This window comes from Nesterenkonia sp. Act20 (assembly GCF_019173455.1).
Lineage (GTDB): Bacteria > Actinomycetota > Actinomycetes > Actinomycetales > Micrococcaceae > Nesterenkonia.
In genome coordinates this window covers 865,381-884,244 of the sequence record NZ_JADPQH010000001.1, presented here as the reverse complement: position 1 = coordinate 884,244, position 18,864 = coordinate 865,381, and the positions used below count along the sequence as shown (strand labels likewise).

Below are 18,864 nucleotides of genomic sequence, written 5' to 3'. Positions count from 1 at the left end.
CGCTACACGGAACGCTTAGGGGTGCGAGGGTGAAGTATGAATATGAACTCGATCTCTACAGGTGCATTGCGAGGAAGCGCTGCTACTCCCACCGCTGACCTGACGTGACGACCTGACTCACCGAAGACGGTGCGGAGCAGTTCGCTCGCAGCATCAAGGACCTTCGGTTGCTCGTGGAAGCCCGAAGTGGATGCCACGAAACCGGTGACTTTCAAGACGCCTGAGAGAGCGTCCAAAGACCCTGCCTCTTCGGCGGCACAGGCGAGTCCCTGAAGGGTGCAGATTCGAGCCGCCTGTTGCGCCAGCTCCAGCGACAAGTCTCCTCCGCAGCGGCCCGTGATCCGGACTTCTCCATCGTCCTTAGGTAATTGCCCCGCGGTGTAGATGAGGTCGCCCTTACGCAGAGTGGGAACGTAATTGAAGGAAGGCTTGGCCGGTTCGGGCAACACCAGCCCCAGATCGGCGAGGGCTTGAGAGGGGGTCCTTTGGGTATGGTCCACGTGTCTAGTTCCTCTACTGATTTGGCTGTATGGGTTGCTTGAATGTTGCAGCGCCTGTTGCAGCGGTGGGGTACTGGGGCGTCCAGCGGTGTCGGGTCCGTATCCGAGAGTCATCGGTCAAAGGGATATCAGGCCCCCCGACGTCGGTAGTCTCGATTCCTTCCGGGGCTACGTTCAGAGTCGCTGCGATCTGCCGAGCCAGCTCTGCCAATGAACCTCGGTGTCCGACTACGTGGTATGCGGAGCTGGGCTCCTCAACTTCGGTCAGGATTCGTAGGGCGGAGGCGGCATCTTGGACGTGGATCCAGTCCGTGCGGGTGGTCCAGCACCTCGTATCGACAGGAGACGACGTTCTCGCGGAATCGACGATCTTGATCAGGGCCTCTTGACTTCCTCCGTACCACCGACCTGGGCCGTAGACCATCGGGAGCCGCAACGAGACGACCTCGACGCCGAGGTTGGCGGCCAGAACTGGCCCCAGGTGCTCACAGGCAACTTTGGTGCTGCCGTAGATCGTCGTCGGTGCAAAGGGCGCGTCCTCATGAACTTGAGCGCTGGTATAGGAAGGCGCGGCCCCGTAGACCGTCGTCGACGACGCCCATACCACTCTGTGAACTCCATGTCGTGCAGCGGTTTCGACGACGTGGACGAATCCCTCGATGTTGGTCCGCACAGCGGATGCGGGGTTCCCGCTGGCTCCGGCGACCAGGCCGTCCGCTCCGGAACCGGCCGCGGCGAGATGAACGACGGAGGTCACCCCTGAGTGCAGAGCGAAGAACCGATCAAGGTCTTTCGCGTCTGTCACGTCAAGCGCCTGTACTCCACTGGACTCCCGTCGGTCGGTACGCACGAGGGTATGACCCGCAAGTGCCAGCTCTTCCGAAACAGCTTCTCCAAGGAACCCGGTCGCTCCCGTGACGATGATCTGATTCATCGGTCCTCCCTGAGTCGGGCAAGTGCGGCTTTGTCAATGTCGACCCCAAGGCCGGGTCGAGTGGGGAGTGAGATGATGCCATCGACAGGGCTCAGAGGTTCGGTCACGAGTTCGTCGCGCAAAGCATTTGCTCCGCGATCAAGTTCGAGCCAGATCGGTTCTGGAACGTTGGACGTATGGGGGTAATCCGGGATCGAACCGAGCAGTTGAACGGCCGCTGCTAAGGCGATGCCCCCACCCCAAACGTGGGGTGAGACGCGAACTCCCCAAGCCCTCGCCATTTCGCACACGGCTCGCGCTTCGGATAGACCTCCGATCTTCGTAATGTCAGGCTGCACCACATCGATGAGTCGTTCGGTTATGAGTCTTCGGAAGGGGGCGCGGGTATAGAGCGCCTCTCCGGTGGCAAGAGCGACATCGAGAGGCCGCAGGAGCCGAAGGCCGTCGACGTCGTCTGGAGCTAGAGGTTCCTCGACCCAGGCCGGACGAGATGCCTCCATGGCACGGATCGACGTTCGAGATTGGTCGGCCGAATAATTGCCGTTGAAGTCGACCATCAAGAATGCATCATCGCCGAGTGTTTCTCGTGCTGCGGCCGTTCGCGCTGAGTCCATGGTGGGGCCGAACCCGCACTTGATCTTGGCGGCTTGAAATCCTGTCGCCGACGCGGCGAGTTCGTCAGCAAATTCTTCAAGTGATTGCCCGTCTCGAACGTAGCCGCAGGAAGCATATGGAACGACGAAGTCACGTGTTCTGCCGCCTAGCAGGGTTGCGACACTGACGTTCAGGGTCTTTCCAAGGGCGTCCCACATCGCCGTGTCCAAACCTGACAGAGCCGAGGCATGCAGGCCTCCTCCTCGGTGGTAGTGCTGCTGTAGCTGCGACGTGACAAAAGCACCGGGAGCGTCGAGACCACGGCCTCGTAACTGTTCCGCCAACTCGTGCACCAGCGGAACGACGGCCGCTGTGGGGCCGAAACATTCTCCCCACCCCTCGACACCGTCGCTCGTGCGCAGGTGGACCAGCGTCGTTTCCCGCGCGCCGACCAAGCCTCGCGATGACCCGTAGCGCTCCGCGCCCAAGGGGTACCGCAGAGGAATCGCCGAGATGCTCTCGATCGTTGAGGTGATCACTGCCCATCTCCCATCGTGCTGAAGGAGCGGCCCGGGGCAATCGCATCGGGATCGGTCTTGACCACCAACACCGCAGGGCCGTCGTGGAACATCAGATCCTGGGCTGCGGTTGGCAGCGACTCTTCGTCAGCGCAGGTGATCGCGTGGGCGCCCAGGGAGCGCGCCAGCCCCGCGAGGTCGACGTCAGCGATGTCGCAGGCACTTATCCGGCGGCCAGTGGCGCGCTGATGCATCGCGATCGTCCCGTAGAGGCCATTCTGAAGGACGAGAATCTTCACTTGCGTGCCCTCCCGGACAGCAGTCTCGAGCTCCATTGCTGTCATGAGGAAACCACCATCACCTGCGACCCCAAGGACGGAACGGTCGGGGAAAGCAAGTGAAGCCCCGATAGCCGCTGGGACCGCATAGCCCATCGCCCCTGATATCGGCGCAGCTTGAGTCCTTTCGTGCTGAAATTTCCACTGGCGGTGTAGGTAGATCGAGAAATTACCGGCGTCGTTGGTCACGATGGTGTCTGGGCTCGCAACACTTTGGACGGCTGCGATTGCGCGACCCGGATGGAGTGCACCGCTCGGTGCCGGCGCAGCCGATGCCTCGGCGATTTCGAGGTAGGCAGTATGACCGTCTCTCCACCAATCGTCCTGTGCGTTTTGGTCCTCGTTACGGGCGGAAGTCAACAGTTGTTCGCAGAATTCGGCAGGGTCGGCTGCGATGGCAATCTCGGCCTGCTGATGGACCCCGAAAACCGCAGGGTCCGGATGAATATGGACCACTTGTGTGCTCAGCGTGGGTCGCGTATAGGTCTGCGTCGTGACCTCATCGAGTCGTTCGCCAAGGACCAGGACTACATCTGCATCATCTAGAGCGGCAAGGATCTGTGGGGGAGTCCCCAATGTGAGGTGGCCCAGATAATGCCCATCGTCGTTCGGAAAATAGTCCTGCCGTCGGAACGCCGTATACACGCCAGCCCCAAAGGTTTGCGCCACCGCGACCAGTGAACGGTGTCGGGTTCCTTGCCCCGCAATGATCACCGGCCGACGGGCTTCCGCTAGTAACCGGGTGACTCTTTCAGCATCTGCGGGGGAGGCGATGCTCGGGCGCACGCGCACCATGGGTCCTACCGGTGAGGTCATTCCTTCGAGCACATCGGACGGAAGTGCGACAGTGGCTGGGCCCGGGCGGCCTGTGGTTGCCCTGACGAGTGCCCTCGCAACGGTGTCGGCCACGCGGTCGGACCGATGTACCGTCGTCGACCATGTGCTGACGTGGCCCAGGAAGTGTTCGAGATCGAGTTCCTGGAAGCCTTCGTTCCCCAGGTGGGCCGTCTCGACATGGCCGATCAGAGCCAGCATTGGTGTGCTGTCTTGGTGAGCTGTATGCATGCCGATACTGAGATTGGCGGCCCCCACTCCACGAGTGGCCATGACCACGGCGGGTTTACCCGTGAGCTTGGCATCCGCCTCCGCCATGAAGGCGGCCCCACCCTCATGACGCGTTGAAATCAGTCGCAGGTCCTTATGGGATTCGAAGGCCTCCAGCAACGGAAGAAAGCTTTCCCCTGGAACTGTGTAGATCCTGCGGACGCCGGCTTCTACAAGGAGATCCGCAACGACCTCGGCAATGGGGAGCGAAGTAGGGAAGGTCATCATCTAGGAGCCCGCCGATCCGCGATCATCAGAGAGTGCTTTGAGTCGGGAAAGGACTCCGTCGACGTGGGCTCCCACGAGGGCCTCGACTTCGAAGTCGCTCCCTCGTTCTATAGCTTCAAGTATTCGCTTATGTTCTTCGTTTGAGTGCGCGGCCTCCACGATGGAGCGACCCTGGAAATGACGGGCGATCTGGACGTGAGCGTGCAAGGAGTCGAATGCTTTAGTGAGGAATGGATTGCCTGCGCCTTCTATCGTCAGCCGATGAAAGCTGGCGTCGGCCGCGTTGAAACTTCTGATGTCCAATTCCGGACAAGAAACAAGTTCTCCCATGTAGCTGACGCGTTCCCGGAGACCCTCGATGATTGTGGCGTTCCGCGTCACCGCAGCTCCGGAGGCGCCTGCTCGTTCGATCACCTCTCGGGCCTTCAGCAGCTGGATGAGGTGTTCTTCGTCCAGGAGTGCCGCAACTCGGAACCCGCGATAAGCCTCAACTCTCACCAGACCCTCGGCGCTCAACCTGTTTAGCGCCTCCCTGATTGGAGTTGCGCTCACTCCGAACTCTTTACTGAGGCGTTCGATCTGAAGGCGGTACCCCGGCTCCAGTTCCAAGTCGATGATGCGCGCTTTAAGTCTTGAGTACACACGGTCGGTCATAGCGTTTCGCATTTCGCTCTCGGCGAAGATCTCGTCATCCATATTTTATATATAATCCTAGTTCGGGCGACCCGGCAAGGGTTCTGACGGAAAAAGTTCTGGGAAGTCGTTCTGCCGGTCACATCGTCAACCTGGCCGGGGCGAAGGTGTTGTCTTGATTGCGTTGGAATGTCTAGTGGGATCCAGAGGGTGGGGTGCCCATGCGCTTTGAGAGGTTCATGTTGTGGTCGAGGGCCACATCGGTCTCGGAGTACGGAGACTAAACGGAGGCTATGACCATGGAGTCACCAGGTGGGGTCCGTAGGTTGATGTCAGGTGCCCAGTTCATCCGGGTGCTGACATCGAACCCTCTGTGAGGAAACACATGCTTTCTGTACTTCATAACCTCGGCCTTCGTTCTGAGCACGCCTATAACGCGGGATTGGCGTCAGTAGGGCTCTCATTCGTCAGCTGGACCGTCTCCCGCTTCAAGGCCAAAGAGTCCAAGCCTCAGGCTGATCGATGGGGGATCTTCGTCGGACACTGGGCACCTACGTTCTTCGGTCTCGGCCTGGCCCTGTCGCAGTATGAAAAGGGCGCCAAGAAGCGCTGAATCAAGAATCTCTACTGAAGGGCGCTGCCGCGTATTGGCAGCGCCCTTCAGCGTGCGATGCGCTTCTGACGTCGAAGAAGTCCATTTCAGGGGTTTGAGCAAAACGCTGAATCAGTAGAATCGAAGCATGTCGAAGATCGCCGAACGGGTCCTCGCCGCCATCGCCGTGCTGCTGATCTGTTGGTGGCTCTCACTCGTCTTCAGGAACGATCCGACGGCGTCCCAGGCGTGGATCTCGGGAATCATTTCGGCCGTCACACTCGCTGCCGGATGGCTGCACAAGCGGAATAAGCGACGCGATGAAGAATCTGCGCACCCACTCGAGGCGAACGATCGAGACCAGCCTGCCTATGCGATGGCCCAGGCGGCCGAGTCTCATGGAAACCCGCTTGGGCGATGGTGGCGGCGGTAGCGTTGACGCCGGGTCCCGTCGGGCGCCGGATTGACTGCATTACGAAAATGCGTCGGCGTTGCGTGTTTACGTAATTCCGTGATTCGACTAGCTTTTAGGTCATGACCGACGACGACGCTGTCCGTGAACTTTCCCAACGCCTTGCGAACGTCGAAGAGAGACTTGCTGCTCTGGAATCACCCGACCGGCCGCCGTCGGCCGTAGACCCCGGTGAGGTCTTCTGGGCGTTGGAGGGACTCAAGCAGCGCACCTCGGACGTTCAGGGGGCGGTGCTGATGACCGGTGCGGTCACCGTGCCCAAAGGTCACCGCGCGGAATGGCAGATGCAGGCGTCAGTGGAGGAGCTCTTCGAATCCGATTTCGGGGCCCGAGCCGAATCGCTCTCCGCGCTGGCACATCCGGTGCGACTGCACCTGCTCCAGCGCCTGCTCACCGATGCCTCCACAGTGGAGGAGATTCTCGAGACCGGTGACTTCGGTACCAGTGGCCAGGTGTACCACCACCTGCGTCAGCTGGTCGCGGCCGGTTGGGCCACCGCGCTGGGATCCGGTCGCTACGAGATCCCTCCGGCGCGGATCGTCCCGTTGCTGGTCATGCTGCTGGGGGTGGATCGCTGATGCGCCGAGCAATCTCGCGACTCAAGCCCCTCTGGCTCCTTCCTGTCCTGCTCGGGATCACCCTGGGGGTGCTGACTGTCTTCGACGCCGTGCCGGACTTCGTTCGCTCCGTGCCGTCTCTGCTGCTGCTCATCGTCATCGCTCTCGGCGCGCTGCTCTCTGGTGTGCATCCGAAGGCCGATGAGCATGATCCTCACGTGATGGCCGCACCGGTCCGTGGCCGCTGGGCGGCCCTGAACACGCCGGGCCAGCAGCTGCCAAGCCACGGAAGCCGGTTCCTGGGTCAGTACGCCGCGGTCGATATCCTGCAGCCGACGACGCCGGCGACCCCGGCCAAGGTGCGCAAGGCCTGGCGCGGATCCCGCCCAGAGGAATACCCCAGCTTCGGGGCGCCCGTCTGTTCGATGGCACCCGGCGTGGTCACCCGGATCTGGTCCCGCTCCAGGGATCACCGGGCCCGGAACACCTGGCAGGCCCTGCTCTTCATGATGACCCTCGAGGGCATGTTCCGCTCGGTGTCGGGGCAGCGGGCGATCATCGGCAACCACGTGATCGTCCACCACGACGACGGCACGGCCGCGGTCTACGCGCACTTCCGGAAGGGCAGCGTCGTCGTCGGTGTGGGGCAGCGCGTGGAAGTCGGCGAGCAGCTCGGGGAGGTCGGGAACACCGGGAACACCTCAGAGCCGCACCTGCACGTGCATCTCATGGACCGTGCGAACCCGAACACGGCTGCCGGCTTGAAGATGACCTGGTCGGACATCACGCGCGCCGGGGAGATCGAGCCTTCCCTGGCGGAGCTCGCGAAGGAGCCCGCGGAGAACGCGGTGCTGAGCATGCCTCGCAACGGGGAGATCTTCGAGGCGTAGGTCCCGGCGGAGGCCATCGATCCATCTCTTGGGCAGGAAACGTCGGAATAGGGTGCAGAGTCAGGCGTCATAGCGACGATTTGTGCCCAAGAGATGCGTGGTTCGCCGGGAAGGGCGGTCACGGTGGAGCCCCAGGGGCCAGGCAGCCAGGACCGGAATGACCTAGCCGATGGGTTCGGAGGACGCGGCGCGGGGAGCAGTGGCCGCCATGGTCCCCGCGCACAGCAGCAATGCGACAGTCGGGGCCGCCCAGCCGCCCGTGAGCCCGGAAAGTCCTCCCACCACCAGTGGACCGAGGGCGGCCAGGCTGTAGCCCACGCACTGCACCATGCCGGAGACCTGCCGTGCGATGTGCACGTCGGCCGGGCGGGTGGCGATCAGTGTCATGGCCAGTCCGATCCCTGCGCCTTGGACCCACCCTCCGATCACCACCCAGAGCAGCCAGGCCTCTGGCAGCAGGAACAGGCCCAGAAAGTACCCGAACCACCCCACCGCGATCAGCAGCCCGAGACGCTGGCCGCTGCCGACCCTCCTGGCCATGTATGGCACCAGCAGGGTCCCGCCGATGCCCAGCACGTGGAAGATGGTGAGCGCGTTGCCGGCCTCAGCCTGACTGAGCCCTCCGGTCTGGATGAGCTGGTCAGGGGTCCACGTGCTCGCGGTGTAGAACATCAGCGCTTGCATGCCGAAGAACAGAGCCAGCCACCAGGCGGAGGGATTTGTCCAAGCGTCCCGCCAGGAAGCCGCCGCGAGGGGTGGTCCGGAAGCAGGCGCGGTGAAAGAGGTTGCCTCCCGGTGAGCACGCACCCGGCTGCGGTGGTAAATCCAGGCTGCCACCGCGAACACCACCAGGACTGCGGGGAAGGAAATTGACCAGCGCCATCCGGCCGCAGCTGCCAAGGGCACCGCGAGGAACGCCGTCAGACCTTGTCCGAGGCCGTAGGCGGCGGTCGAGACGGCCATCACCTGCGGGACATATGGCCCAGCATCCCGGCGAACCATCACGGGCATGAAGACATTGCCTAAGGTGATCGCCGCACCGACCAGAAAGGTCGCGGCGAGAAAGCCCACGCTGCCCAGCCAGGGGCGCACGGCGATCGCCAGGCCCAGCCCCAGCAGGCTGAGGAGGATCAGCTTGTCCACCCCGATCCAGCGGCCCAGACCAGGCACCAGCGGAGAGAGCAGGGCGAAGGCGAGCAGCGGCAGGCCCGTCACCAGTCCCGCTGTCGCAGGTGTCAGGGAAAGCCCGGCCGCGATGTCAGAGAGCAGCGGGGGGACCCCCGTGATCGGCCCGCGCAACGTCAAACCGATCAGGACGACGGCGATGCTCAGCGTCACCAACCCCGGGGTGCGCGGAGAGGCAGCGGATGTCATAGAAGCGAGGTCACAGTCTTGATCACCGGACTGCCGCAGCCCAGACATGTGTCCGCATTCTGGTCACTGTAAGAGGTGATGCGCATCACGTCAACGCGGGGCCGCGCCGTCGTCGTCGGTTGTGTCTTTCCTGGTCAGGGCAGCTGTGGTGTCATGGAGCCAGCGGCTGTGACGACGAACTCAAGGAGTGACCATGCGGGCGATCTGGTCTGGCGAAGTGTCCTTCGGGCTGGTGACGGTGCCGATCAAGCTGTATTCGGCCACCAAGAGCCATGACCTGTCCATGCATCAGGTCCATGACGACGACGGCGGCCGGATCCGCTATGAGCGCCACTGCGAGGTCTGCGGCGAGAAGGTCGACTATAAGGACATCGACAAGGCCTATGACTCTGGAGAGTCCACGGTGATCCTGACCAAGGAGGAGCTCTCTGAGCTGCCCGCGGATGACTCCAAGGAGATCGCGGTGGAGCAGTTCGTCCCCGAGGACCAGATCGACGCGATGGAGCTGGACAAGTCCTACTTCCTGGAGCCCGCCGGCAAATCCGCGAAGGCCTATGTGCTGCTGCGCCGCACCCTGGAAGAGTCCTCGCGGGTGGCCATCGTGACATTCACTCTGCGCTCCAAGACCCGGCTCGGCGTGCTGCGCGTCCGCGAGGACGTGATCGTGCTGCAGGGGCTGCGCTGGGCGGATGAGATGCGTGAACCCGAGTTCGACATCCCCAAATCCCGGCTGACGAAGAAGGAACAGGAGATGGCCACGTCGCTGGTGGACTCCTACTCCGAGGACTTCGATCCAGATCGATTCAAGGATGAGTACCAGGATCAGCTGCACACCCTGGTGGAGGAGAAGCTTGCCCACGGCGAGGACATTGATACCGAGGCGACCTTCGGCGACGTCGAGGATGAGGAGGAAGGTGACGGCAACGTCATCGACCTCATGGAGGCGCTGAAGCAGTCCGTGGATTCTCGGCGAAAGAGCTCCGGGAAGGCATCCGGGGACTCAGGCAGTTCGTCGTCGAAGGGCAGCTCCGCGAAGAAGGACTCAGGATCCGCGAAAAGTGGTGCCGCCAAAGGGTCCACCAAGAGCAGCGGATCGAGTCAGAAGAAGAAGGCGAGCTAGACCTCGCTGAGCTTCACTCTTCTCCAGGGGCGTGTTCCACATACGCGGCGAGTTGATTGAGCGCGATCGTCTGACCCTTCTGGTGACCCTCGACCATTCCTTCTCCGACGAACGAGGTCAGCTGGTCGGTGATGGCGATCTGAGTGCCGGAGTCCGAGTCCGCGAACTCGATGGTGAGCAGCGCAGCGGAAAGGAGTTGGTCTCCGCCGTAGACGACATCCGTGTGGAGGATCAGCCGGTGCTCGACGATGTGGATGTAATCCACTACGCCCCGGTAATCCAAGGCATCAGGCGATCCACACCGGTATAGGTCCCGACCCCCGACCCTGAACTGTGCCTGATCAAAGATCTGCACCTCACCAGAGGGTGGCCCCCAGATGGCGCGCTGGCGCGGCTCCGCGAAGGCTTCCCAAACGCGCGCCAAGGAAGCGGATATCGTCTGCGAGAAATTCAGTGTCTCGTGCAGAAGATTCATGTCTGCGGCGCCCCGGAATTGCGCGTCTCTGAGTCGCTGAGGTACTCGCCGAGGACGTTCAGTGCACTGTCCCAGCCGTCGTAGAAGTACTCATCTCCCTGGGCGCCGTCGGCCCCGCGGAGTTTGAAGCTCATGTGCGTGCCCTCCGGTGTGGGTGTGAATACCAGGGTCACCACAGGAGTGTCCTCTGGGTCTGCCAGCGGATCGCCCCAGGTAAAGACGAGGCGCTCGTAGGGGGAGACCTCGCGGTAGACGCCGCCGGTGACGTACCTGGCCCCGTCCTCGTCATTGACCATCGTGTAGGTGTAGCGACCACCCACGCGGACATCCATCTCCACCGATTCGCGCGGCGTGGTCGCGCCCTCGGGGTGGAACCACTGCGCTGCCTCATCGGGATTGGTCCACGCGGACCAGACCTCTTCGGGGGTGGCGGCGAAGGTGCGGGCCAGGGTGAATCCCTTGGTCTCGTCAATCATGACTTTCTGCCTTCCTGTGTGCGGTGGTTCTCGGAGAGGGTGCTCCTGCTGAGGTAGTCATCGAGATGGTCAAGCCGCTCGTTCCAGGTGACCCGCTGCTGGTTGAGCCATTCGGTGGCAGGGTCCAGGGCGGCAGGGGACAGTGAGCATTCAATCCACTGCCCGCGTCGATCTCGCTCCACGAGGGAGGCTCGTTCCAGGACTGCCAGGTGCTGTGAGACGGCGGGCCTGCTCATCGAGTACTTCTCGGCGAGTGCACTCACGGTCATCGGTTTTCCTCGCAGCCGCGCAACGATGTCGCGACGGGTGGGGTCTGCCAGGGCGCTGAAGGTGATGCTCAGCGGGTCTTTCGGTGGCAACGGCACCTCCTTATGCGTAAGAAGTTGCTTACACGTTAGGTCGCGGCGCCCTTCCGGTCAAGATTCTTGAGGCTCGCTCGTGTCAGTCTCTTCCGGTGACCCCTCAACCTGGATCTCCTGCCAAGGGCGGAAGAACTCTCGGATGTCCGCAAGGAGCAGGTCAGGCTCCTCGAGCGCGGCGAAATGGCCGCCGCGCTCTGGGTGCTCGGTCCAGCGCGCGATGCTGTTTCCCTGTTCCGCGAAGGACCGGATGCCGATGTCGTGGGCGAACTGGATCCCGGCGGTGGGCACCCCGGAGTTCAGTGGCGTCGCGCCCCACGGCTCATCCTGGGCGTAGCCGACGTAGGCGGCAGATCCGGCGCTCGCAGTGAACCAGTACAACGATGCGTTGGCGAAGACGAACTCATCTCCGAGCAGCTCGGTCGCGGGCGTCTCGGCCGGATGGCTCCAGGCCTGCAGCTTGTCCAGGATCCAGGCGAACTGAGCGATAGGACTGTCTGCCACCATTGCCCCGAGGAGCCCTGGGCGGGTGGACTGCAGCGCGACGTAGCCGAACTCGGTCTGCATGAACTCTCCGATCCTGCGCATCCTGTCTTGCTCCACAGGGGCCATCGCCGCCAGAGTCTCCTCATCGACCTCGGGCGTGAATGCCCCGAAGGCACCGTTCACATGGACGCCGATCACTCGGCTGGGCACCACGCGGGCGATCTCTGGAGCAATCCCCGCGCCGAGGTCCCCGCCCTGGACGGCGAACCGCTCATAGCCGAGCCGGGTCATCAGTTCGGTGAACGCCGCTGCGATGCGATGGGTGGTCCACCCGCCGTCGAGCAGCGGGGTGGAGATACCGAAGCCGGGAAGCGACGGGATGACGACGTCGAATGCGTCACTCTCCGGATGGCCGTATGCCGCGGGGTCGGTGAGCGGCCCGATCAGCCTCTCGAATTCAAGGAACGATCCTGGCCAGCCGTGGATCAGCATCAGCGGGATGCTGCTTGGGGCTTTCGCACGGATGTGCAGGAAATGGATCGTCTGCCCGTCGATCTCGGTGGTGAACTGCGGAAGCTGGTTCAGACGATCCTGGGTGGCGCCCCAGTCGTGGCTGCGCCAGCGATCCGCGTGATCACGCAGTGTCGAGATCGGGACGCCGGAGTTCCAGCCGTCGCCGGGGAGTGGGTGGGGCAAGCGCGTGTTCGCCAGTCGGGTGTGCAGGTCAGCGACCTGGTCCGGGTGGATGTCGATCTGAAAGGGACTGATGGGGTGTGCGTGGTGTGTGTCCATGACGCCAGTCTTGTGCTCATTGCGGCCACAATGCGGCCGGAATCCGGAGGATACTTGGACCATGTCGAGGACCACCGGACGCACGCTGGCGCTGCTGGGTCTGCTTCAGGCGCGCCCGGTGTGGACCGGGGCCGAGCTGCGTGCACGCCTGGAGGTCAGTGACCGCACGCTGCGCCGAGACGTTGCTGACCTCCGGGACCTGGGATACGGCATCGAGGCGACCCGCGGCGTCGGGGGCGGGTACCGGCTGGGCGCGGGGGCTGCGGTGCCTCCGCTCACGCTGGCGCCCGACGAGGCGGTGGCGATCGCTGTGGGTCTCCGGGCCTCGGCCTCTGGCGTCATCACCGGGATCGAGGACGCCTCGGCCCGGGCCCTGGCGAAGCTGGAGCTCTCGCTGGCTCCGGTGACGCGGGATCAGATCACCCAGGTCGAACGCGCGATGGTCCCACTCGCCGCAGCCACCGGAGACATCGACGTCGAGACGGTGATCATGCTGGCCCGCGGGATTGCTGAACGCCGCAGCATCCGGATTCGGTACCGCAATCACGAGGGCGAACGCTCCGAGCGAGCCTTGGATCCGCACCGGATCGTGCACACCGCGCAGCGCTGGTATCTGCTCGGATGGGAGCCTCGGCGTCGGGTGTGGCGGACCCTCCGGGTGGACAGGATCGAGCGTGTGCGACTCGAAAAAGACGGCTTCGAGCTGCGCGAGATTCCCGAAGATCTTATCCAGCAGGCGACCTCACGGGCCATCAGCGTTGCACCCTATCCGGTGCGGGCCAGAGTCCGTGTCCATGCGGAGTTAGGCGCGGTGCGGAGAGTCTTCGGTCCGACGGTGGCGGAGGTGACAGATGCCGGCGACGGCACGTCCGTGCTGGTCACCGGCGCGGACCGTCCCGAGGTCATCGCGATGTACCTCGGGACCAGCGGGCTCCGCTGGGACCTTCTCGAAGGCGATGAGGTGCGGGAGGAGTTGGGCCGCCTCGCGGAGCAGTTTGCCGCGGCTTCGGCTGAATCGACAACTCACCCTCCGCCGAGGTGTTCTCCGAGCGCGTTCAGCGCGCTGTCCCAGCCGTCGTAGTAATACCCGTCGCCCTGCGTGCCCTCCACTCCGCGCAGCTCGAAGGTCATGTGCGTTCCCTCCGGGGTAGGGGTGAGGACCAGCGTGACCACCGGGGCGTCCTCAGGGTCGCGGCCGGGGTCCCCCATGTGAAGACCAGACGCTCATATGGGGAGACCTCCCGGTAGACCCCGCCGGTGAGGTAGCGGGCACCTTCGGTGCTGTTCACGATCGTGTAGGCGTAACGACCACCCACGCGCACATCCATCTCCACGGAGTCGCGAGGCGTGAAGGCGTTCTCCGAGCTGAACCATTGGGCGGCTTCATCAGGATTGGTCCAGGCGGACCAGATCTCGTCCGGGGTGGACGCGAATGTCCTCGCCAAGGTGAATCCCTTGGATTCGTCGATCATCGTGACGCGCCTTCCGGTCCTGCTGCCTGGTGGGAGGCAGCTGCCTACACATTAGGCCGCGGGCGCAGCGACGTCGATCACCCAGGTGACACCGAACTTGTCGGTGAGCATTCCGAATCCCGGGGTCCAGGCGGAGGCGGCGAGCGGCTCCACGATGCTCGCCCCTTCCGAGAGCAGGTCCCAGCAGGAGGCGACTTCCTCCAGCGTGTCGCCTCGAATGCTCAAGAAGAAGGTCTGGTCGGTCATAGTGGCTCCGTTCTCCCGGCGGGTGAGGCCGACGGCGGGGCCTCCATCTTCCGGATCTTGCCCAGGAATGTCGTAGGCCATGACGCGAAAGCCCTCGGCACTCTCAAGCTGACCGAAGACGACCTTGTCAGCCCCAGGAGCGTCGTGGGGCGTTCCGAAGTCAGCGTAAGTGGCCAGAGTGAGGTGGCCTCCGAAGATGTTCCTGTAGAACTCCAGGGCCGGGCGTGCGGTGCCGCGGAAGTTCAGGTGGGTCGTGGTTGTGATGCTCATGGCGTTGTCTCTCTTCTCGTGTCTTTGACGGTCGAAGCGGCCGTCTGAGATTCACGATCGCACTTATAGAGGTCAGTTAGTGTCCTCTACAAGGGAGATACTTGAACCATGAGTGGAAGCACCTTCCGAACGCTCACGCTGCTCTCGCTGTTGCAGACCCAGCGAGACTGGCCTGGCCAGCTGCTGGCGGACCGACTCGAAGTCACCGCGAGGACGGTACGACGCGACGTCGAGCGTCTCCGGGAACTCGGCTATGAGATCCGCGCGACCAAGGGGCCTGATGGGGGATACCGGCTGGTGCCGGGATCCGAACTGCCGCCCCTGCGCTTCGACGATGATCAGGCCGTGGCGATTGCTGTGGCACTGCAGAGCGCGCCCAGCTCTGGTGTGGAGATCGAGGAGGGGGCCGAGCGGGCTCTAGCGACGGTGAGGCAGGTGATGCCGGCCCGTCTGCGGCATCGGATCGACGGGGTCCGTTTCACGGTTCCGCGTGTTGGAAGTCCTGTGAACCCGGCGGTGCTGGAGTCGGTCAGCGCCGCCGTCCGAGAGCGCAGAGTGCTGCGCTTCGATTACCGGGAGCAGGCTCCGCGCAGGACGCAGCCGCATGCGATCGTGGCTCGTCGGGGTCGCTGGTACCTCATTGGGTGGGACCTTGACCGAACAGACTGGCGGATCTATCGCGTAGATCGGATGACTCCCCGGGTGCCGCCTGGGCCGTTGTTCACGCCGCGGCCGCTGCCGGCGCCGAACCCGGCGTCATTCCTTGCGGCACGGTTCAAGGGATCTGAACTGGATGATCAGTGGCCGTGCATAGGAGAGATCATCCTTGAACTGCCCCTGCGGGAGATTGCCCCTTGGATTGACGACGGGAAGCTCCACGAGCTCTCGGAGACCTCGACGCATATCACCCTCGGGTCCTGGTCTTGGCAGGGAGTGTTAGCGCTGATCGCTCGATTCGACGCGCCGTTCAAGATCCTGGGCCCAGAGGAGCTCACCGTGGCGGCCAAGTCTTTTGCGAACCGATTGTCCGAGTCTCCACCTCACGGCGCCTGAGAACGAGCGATTCGCCTGGCGCTAACGAGGGTCAGGGGTTGATCCCGCGGGGGTGATCCGGCCAGGGCGCACGCGCGTCGCGCAGCTCTCCCGCGCCGGTGCGCAGCGCATGCAACGCCAGGATTCCGGTGACCGCGCTGGGGTTGTGGATCTGGCCCGCAAGCACCGCTTGCACGGCCTCTGCGAGCGGGACCCAGGTCTTCACGATCTCGGCTTCCTCGCCTTCGCGTTCGTGCTGATCCGCCTCGGGAGTCTCGGAGATGCCCTCGGCCAGATAGATACGGATGGCCTCGTTCGACGCCCCGGGAGTCGTCGTGAAATCGGCGAGCGTATGCCAGGTCTCGGCGCTGATGTCTGCTTCCTCGTGCAGCTCCCGTGCTGCGGCATCGAGCATCGACTCGCCCTCGGTGTCCAAGAGCCCGGCCGGGACCTCCCACATGTTCTGCCGCAGCGGGTGCCGGTACTGGCGAATCAGCAGGACTCGGTCCTGCTCGTCCACAGCGACGACGGCGACTGCGCTCAGGTGCATCAGAAATGCTCGGGTGAGCGTCTCCTCGGCCTCGCCGAACTGGAAGGTCTCTTCCACCAAGTCGTAGATGGGTGTCTTCTGGAGCGTCTTGGATTCCAGGATCGGGTGCTGTGCAGGGGCGTCATGAACGGGCATGTGGTCAGCCTAGGGGAGGTTTCTGCTCGTCGGCTGGGCGGCGAGCTGGCGCCGTCGTCGTCCTCTTCGTGACTTGTCCCATAGGCGTGTGGACTGGGGAGTCCTAGACTTCGAAGATACGCGCCGCTCGCCTGCGCAGGCAGCGGGGACCCTCTTGGAAGGACGCCATGCCGACAGTCGCACGGAACATCGTTGACACCCTGCACGCGAGCGGAGTGGAGCGGATCTACGGAATCCCTGGGGATTCTCTCAACGGCCTGACCGACGCGCTGCGCGCCGCGGGCACCATCGAATGGGTGCAGACCCGTCATGAGGAGGCCGCCGCCTTCGCCGCCAGCGCCGAAGCCCAGGTCACCGGAGATCTCGCGGTCTGCGCGGGCAGCTGCGGCCCCGGCAACCTGCATCTGATCAACGGGCTCTTCGATGCACAGCGCTCGCGGACCCCGGTGCTGGCCATCGCCGCGCAGATCCCCAGCGAGGAGATCGGTTCCAACTATTTCCAGGAGACTCATCCGCAGGAGCTTTTCCGCGACTGCAGCGTCTACGTGGAGCACGTCGCCCACGCGGACCAGATGCCGCGGCTGCTGCGGATCGCCATGCGCGAGGCCATAGAGAAGCGCGGCGTGGCAGTGCTGGTCATTCCGGGCGACGTCGCGCTCGCGGCGAGTTCTGCGGAGCCACATGCCATTCTGCCCATGGGTTCGAGGATGATCCCAGCCGAGGCGGATTTGGATCGGGCGGCCGAAGCTCTGAACACCTGTGAGCGCGTGACTATCCTTGCGGGGGCCGGGACAGCCGGGGCACACGCGGAGATGCTCGCGATCGCTGAGCGTCTGCAGGCGCCGATCGTGCATGCGCTGCGCGGCAAGGAGCATGTCGAGTGGGACAACCCCTACGACGTCGGCATGACTGGTCTGCTCGGCTTCTCCTCCGGGTACCGAGCGATGGAGGTCTGCGAGACGCTGCTGGTGCTCGGTTCGGATCTTCCCTATCAGCAGTTCTATCCGGAGCACGCGAAGGTGGTGCAGGTCGACATTCGCGGTGAGCAGATCGGCCGACGCACACCGGTGGACGTGGGCCTGGTGGGCACGGTCAAGGACACCGTGGACGCGCTGCTGCCCAAGCTCGATGAGCACCGCAGCTCCGAGCACCTGAAAGACTCCACCGAGCACTACACCAAGACCCGCAAGGACCTGGACGCGCTGGCCACTCCGTCCAAGCGCACCATTCACCCGCAGTACCTGACCCGGCTGATCGATGAGGGCGCCGACGACGACGCCATCTTCCTTCCCGACGTCGGCTCACCGGTGGTCTGGGCGTGCCGGTATCTGACGATGAACGGCAAGCGGCGACTGCTGGGCTCCTTCAGCCACGGGTCCATGGCCAATGCGATCTCGCAGGGGATCGGTGCGCAGATGGCCGAGCCGGAGAAGCAGATCATCGCGCTCGCCGGCGATGGCGGACTGGCGATGCTCATGGGTGAGCTGCTGACCATCACGCAGAACGAGCTGCCGATCAAGACCGTGGTCTACAACAACTCCTCCCTGAACTTTGTCGAGGTGGAGATGAAGGCCGCCGGATTCGTCAATTACGGCACCGAACTGAAGAATCCCAACTTCGCCGCCGTGGCTGAGGCGATGGACATCAAGGGCATCCGGGTGGAGAAATCTGAAGATCTTCCCGCGGCCGTCGAGGAGTTCCTGGCCCACGACGGCCCGGCGCTGCTCGATGTTGTCACCGAGCGCCAGGAACTCTCGATGCCGCCCAACATCACTGCTGAGCAGGCGAAAGGCTTCACGCTCTACGCAGTGCGCACCGTGCTGAGTGGTCGCGGAGACGAGCTGATCGACCTCGCGAAGACGAACTTCCGCCAGTTGTTCTAGAACTGCGCTTCTCCACAGTCCGCCCCGGCCCCTTTTGTGCCGGGGCGGTTCTGTTTAGTCTGTTGCCCCACAGGTGGTTGCGGAGGCAGTCTCAGGGTGGACGGAACAGGTTCATGGACACTTCAGCGGGTGGGCTCAGTGCGGTGGGCCTCGCGGTGGTTCTTGGGTTGAGTGTGATTTCTTGCGGAGGTGAAGATGCTGGGGCGGAACCTGATGCGGCGAATGGTGAGCCGAGTGCGGGGGAGACCGGGTCGGAGGACGGATCTTCGGATCCAGAAGAGCCGAGTGGTGAAGGGGGCGCGGCCGAGGATCCTGAATCGTCGCCGACGCCGGTCCCTGCGTCTTCGGATGGACCCGCAGAGAACTGGCCCGAGCCTGAGGTTCCAGACGAGATCTACGAAGAGACCGAAGAGGGCGCGCTGGCGGCTCTGAGGTATTGGTTCGAGGCGATCAACTATCTGCAGATGACTGGCGATTCTGGGCCTGTCGAATCAGTCACTGGTTCCGAATGTGAAGTTTGTCTAAGCCGCATTGACCGGTATCTCGATCTCTACATCAATGAGGAGGGATGGTATCGAGCCGATGGCACTGCGGCCGAGGATGAGATATCAACGGTGCTCGAGGGTGGTGAGACGGTTGCCATTCTCTTCCATATCGAGGACGGCGAATTCGAGGTTTTCGATGCCTCGGGAGAATCCCAGGGAGTGACACCACCGCGAACCTACGAAAACGCTGAGGCGACCGTTGGCTATGAGGATGGCGTCTGGACGCTTCAGGAGCTTGTCGTTCGGGAAGCTGAGCAGTAGAGATGCGCGTTGCGATGCCCAAAGTTTT

Annotated in this window: 23 protein-coding genes; 9 read left to right on the top strand and 14 right to left on the bottom strand. The window is 63.4% G+C overall.

Translation table 11 applies throughout. The features are described from left to right. Positions 1-2 precede the first annotated feature (2 nt). From IY716_RS04090 to IY716_RS04070, 5 genes are read right to left on the bottom strand one after another with little or no spacing between them, the layout of a single operon-like run. Positions 3-614, bottom strand: a complete 612-nt coding sequence (locus IY716_RS04090; RefSeq protein ID WP_218220315.1) for a RidA family protein — start codon at positions 612-614, stop codon at positions 3-5. Continuing rightward, positions 514-1,434: an NAD(P)-dependent oxidoreductase gene (locus tag IY716_RS04085; protein ID WP_218220314.1), complete on the bottom strand. Its 921-nt coding sequence runs from the start codon at positions 1,432-1,434 to the stop codon at positions 514-516. Before IY716_RS04085 ends, IY716_RS04090 begins: the two co-directional genes overlap by 101 nt. After that, positions 1,431-2,567, bottom strand: a complete 1,137-nt coding sequence (locus IY716_RS04080) for a mandelate racemase/muconate lactonizing enzyme family protein (protein ID WP_218220313.1) — start codon at positions 2,565-2,567, stop codon at positions 1,431-1,433. Before IY716_RS04080 ends, IY716_RS04085 begins: the two co-directional genes overlap by 4 nt. Beyond that, entirely contained in the window at positions 2,564-4,216 is a 1,653-nt protein-coding gene (locus tag IY716_RS04075; protein ID WP_218220312.1) for a thiamine pyrophosphate-dependent enzyme, read from the bottom strand. The genes IY716_RS04080 and IY716_RS04075 overlap by 4 nt, the downstream gene beginning before the upstream one ends. Beyond that, positions 4,217-4,912, bottom strand: a complete 696-nt coding sequence (locus IY716_RS04070) for a GntR family transcriptional regulator (protein WP_218220311.1) — start codon at positions 4,910-4,912, stop codon at positions 4,217-4,219. A 322-nt stretch (positions 4,913-5,234) separates the two neighbouring features. On the opposite strand from IY716_RS04070, the gene IY716_RS04065 reads away from it, so the two are divergent. The 4 genes from IY716_RS04065 (at position 5,235) to IY716_RS04050 (ending at position 7,360) form a co-directional block, all read left to right on the top strand. Then, a complete protein-coding gene (locus tag IY716_RS04065) occupies positions 5,235-5,462 on the top strand; it encodes a hypothetical protein (RefSeq protein ID WP_218220310.1) in 228 nt (75 codons plus the stop codon). 127 nt (positions 5,463-5,589) lie between these two features. Then, entirely contained in the window at positions 5,590-5,874 is a 285-nt protein-coding gene (locus IY716_RS04060; protein ID WP_218220309.1) for a hypothetical protein, read from the top strand. Between the two features lie 101 nt (positions 5,875-5,975). Further along, positions 5,976-6,491 (top strand): helix-turn-helix transcriptional regulator, encoded by a 516-nt coding sequence (locus tag IY716_RS04055; protein ID WP_218220308.1) that lies wholly within the window; start codon positions 5,976-5,978, stop codon positions 6,489-6,491. Next, on the top strand, positions 6,491-7,360 hold the full coding sequence (locus IY716_RS04050; RefSeq protein WP_218220307.1) for a M23 family metallopeptidase: 870 nt from the start codon (positions 6,491-6,493) through the stop codon (positions 7,358-7,360). The genes IY716_RS04055 and IY716_RS04050 overlap by 1 nt, the downstream gene beginning before the upstream one ends. Positions 7,361-7,522: 162 nt before the next feature. On the opposite strand, the gene IY716_RS04045 is transcribed toward IY716_RS04050, so the two are convergent. Next, positions 7,523-8,734, bottom strand: a complete 1,212-nt coding sequence (locus IY716_RS04045; RefSeq protein ID WP_218220306.1) for an MFS transporter — start codon at positions 8,732-8,734, stop codon at positions 7,523-7,525. Positions 8,735-8,927: 193 nt separating this feature from the next. Between IY716_RS04045 and IY716_RS04040 the strand changes: the two genes are divergently transcribed. Next, positions 8,928-9,854 carry a Ku protein gene (locus IY716_RS04040; protein WP_218220305.1) on the top strand — a complete coding sequence of 309 codons (927 nt, stop codon included), beginning with the start codon at positions 8,928-8,930 and terminating at the stop codon, positions 9,852-9,854. A 13-nt stretch (positions 9,855-9,867) separates the two neighbouring features. Here the strand turns inward: IY716_RS04040 and IY716_RS04035 are convergent, their stop codons facing one another. From IY716_RS04035 to IY716_RS04020, 4 genes are read right to left on the bottom strand one after another with little or no spacing between them, the layout of a single operon-like run. After that, complete coding sequence (locus IY716_RS04035; RefSeq protein ID WP_255316418.1) at positions 9,868-10,329, bottom strand: SRPBCC domain-containing protein; 462 nt, start codon at positions 10,327-10,329, stop codon at positions 9,868-9,870. Beyond that, positions 10,326-10,805 (bottom strand): SRPBCC domain-containing protein, encoded by a 480-nt coding sequence (locus IY716_RS04030; RefSeq protein WP_218220303.1) that lies wholly within the window; start codon positions 10,803-10,805, stop codon positions 10,326-10,328. Before IY716_RS04030 ends, IY716_RS04035 begins: the two co-directional genes overlap by 4 nt. After that, positions 10,802-11,164 carry a helix-turn-helix transcriptional regulator gene (locus tag IY716_RS04025; RefSeq protein WP_218220302.1) on the bottom strand — a complete coding sequence of 121 codons (363 nt, stop codon included), beginning with the start codon at positions 11,162-11,164 and terminating at the stop codon, positions 10,802-10,804. The genes IY716_RS04030 and IY716_RS04025 overlap by 4 nt, the downstream gene beginning before the upstream one ends. A 57-nt stretch (positions 11,165-11,221) precedes the next feature. Next, positions 11,222-12,442: an epoxide hydrolase family protein gene (locus IY716_RS04020; protein ID WP_218220301.1), complete on the bottom strand. Its 1,221-nt coding sequence runs from the start codon at positions 12,440-12,442 to the stop codon at positions 11,222-11,224. 61 nt (positions 12,443-12,503) lie between these two features. On the opposite strand from IY716_RS04020, the gene IY716_RS04015 reads away from it, so the two are divergent. Further along, positions 12,504-13,523, top strand: a complete 1,020-nt coding sequence (locus tag IY716_RS04015; protein WP_218220300.1) for a YafY family protein — start codon at positions 12,504-12,506, stop codon at positions 13,521-13,523. Here IY716_RS04015 and IY716_RS13985 read toward each other — a convergent pair. From IY716_RS13985 to IY716_RS04000, 3 genes are read right to left on the bottom strand one after another with little or no spacing between them, the layout of a single operon-like run. Beyond that, positions 13,466-13,651: an SRPBCC domain-containing protein gene (locus tag IY716_RS13985; protein WP_369699583.1), complete on the bottom strand. Its 186-nt coding sequence runs from the start codon at positions 13,649-13,651 to the stop codon at positions 13,466-13,468. The two genes, IY716_RS04015 and IY716_RS13985, sit on opposite strands and share 58 nt — an antisense overlap. Beyond that, positions 13,570-13,914 carry an SRPBCC domain-containing protein gene (locus IY716_RS04005; protein WP_218220298.1) on the bottom strand — a complete coding sequence of 115 codons (345 nt, stop codon included), beginning with the start codon at positions 13,912-13,914 and terminating at the stop codon, positions 13,570-13,572. The genes IY716_RS13985 and IY716_RS04005 overlap by 82 nt, the downstream gene beginning before the upstream one ends. 51 nt (positions 13,915-13,965) lie before the next feature. Further along, positions 13,966-14,430: a VOC family protein gene (locus IY716_RS04000; protein WP_218220297.1), complete on the bottom strand. Its 465-nt coding sequence runs from the start codon at positions 14,428-14,430 to the stop codon at positions 13,966-13,968. Positions 14,431-14,538: 108 nt separating this feature from the next. Between IY716_RS04000 and IY716_RS03995 the strand changes: the two genes are divergently transcribed. Then, complete coding sequence (locus tag IY716_RS03995) at positions 14,539-15,483, top strand: YafY family protein (protein ID WP_218220296.1); 945 nt, start codon at positions 14,539-14,541, stop codon at positions 15,481-15,483. Between the two features lie 31 nt (positions 15,484-15,514). On the opposite strand, the gene IY716_RS03990 is transcribed toward IY716_RS03995, so the two are convergent. Continuing rightward, a complete protein-coding gene (locus IY716_RS03990) occupies positions 15,515-16,147 on the bottom strand; it encodes an NUDIX hydrolase (protein ID WP_218220295.1) in 633 nt (210 codons plus the stop codon). Positions 16,148-16,314: 167 nt separating this feature from the next. Between IY716_RS03990 and poxB the strand changes: the two genes are divergently transcribed. Then, positions 16,315-18,030 carry a ubiquinone-dependent pyruvate dehydrogenase gene (poxB, locus tag IY716_RS03985; protein WP_218220294.1) on the top strand — a complete coding sequence of 572 codons (1,716 nt, stop codon included), beginning with the start codon at positions 16,315-16,317 and terminating at the stop codon, positions 18,028-18,030. 113 nt (positions 18,031-18,143) lie between these two features. Beyond that, positions 18,144-18,836: a DUF6318 family protein gene (locus tag IY716_RS03980; RefSeq protein ID WP_218220293.1), complete on the top strand. Its 693-nt coding sequence runs from the start codon at positions 18,144-18,146 to the stop codon at positions 18,834-18,836. Positions 18,837-18,864 lie beyond the last annotated feature (28 nt).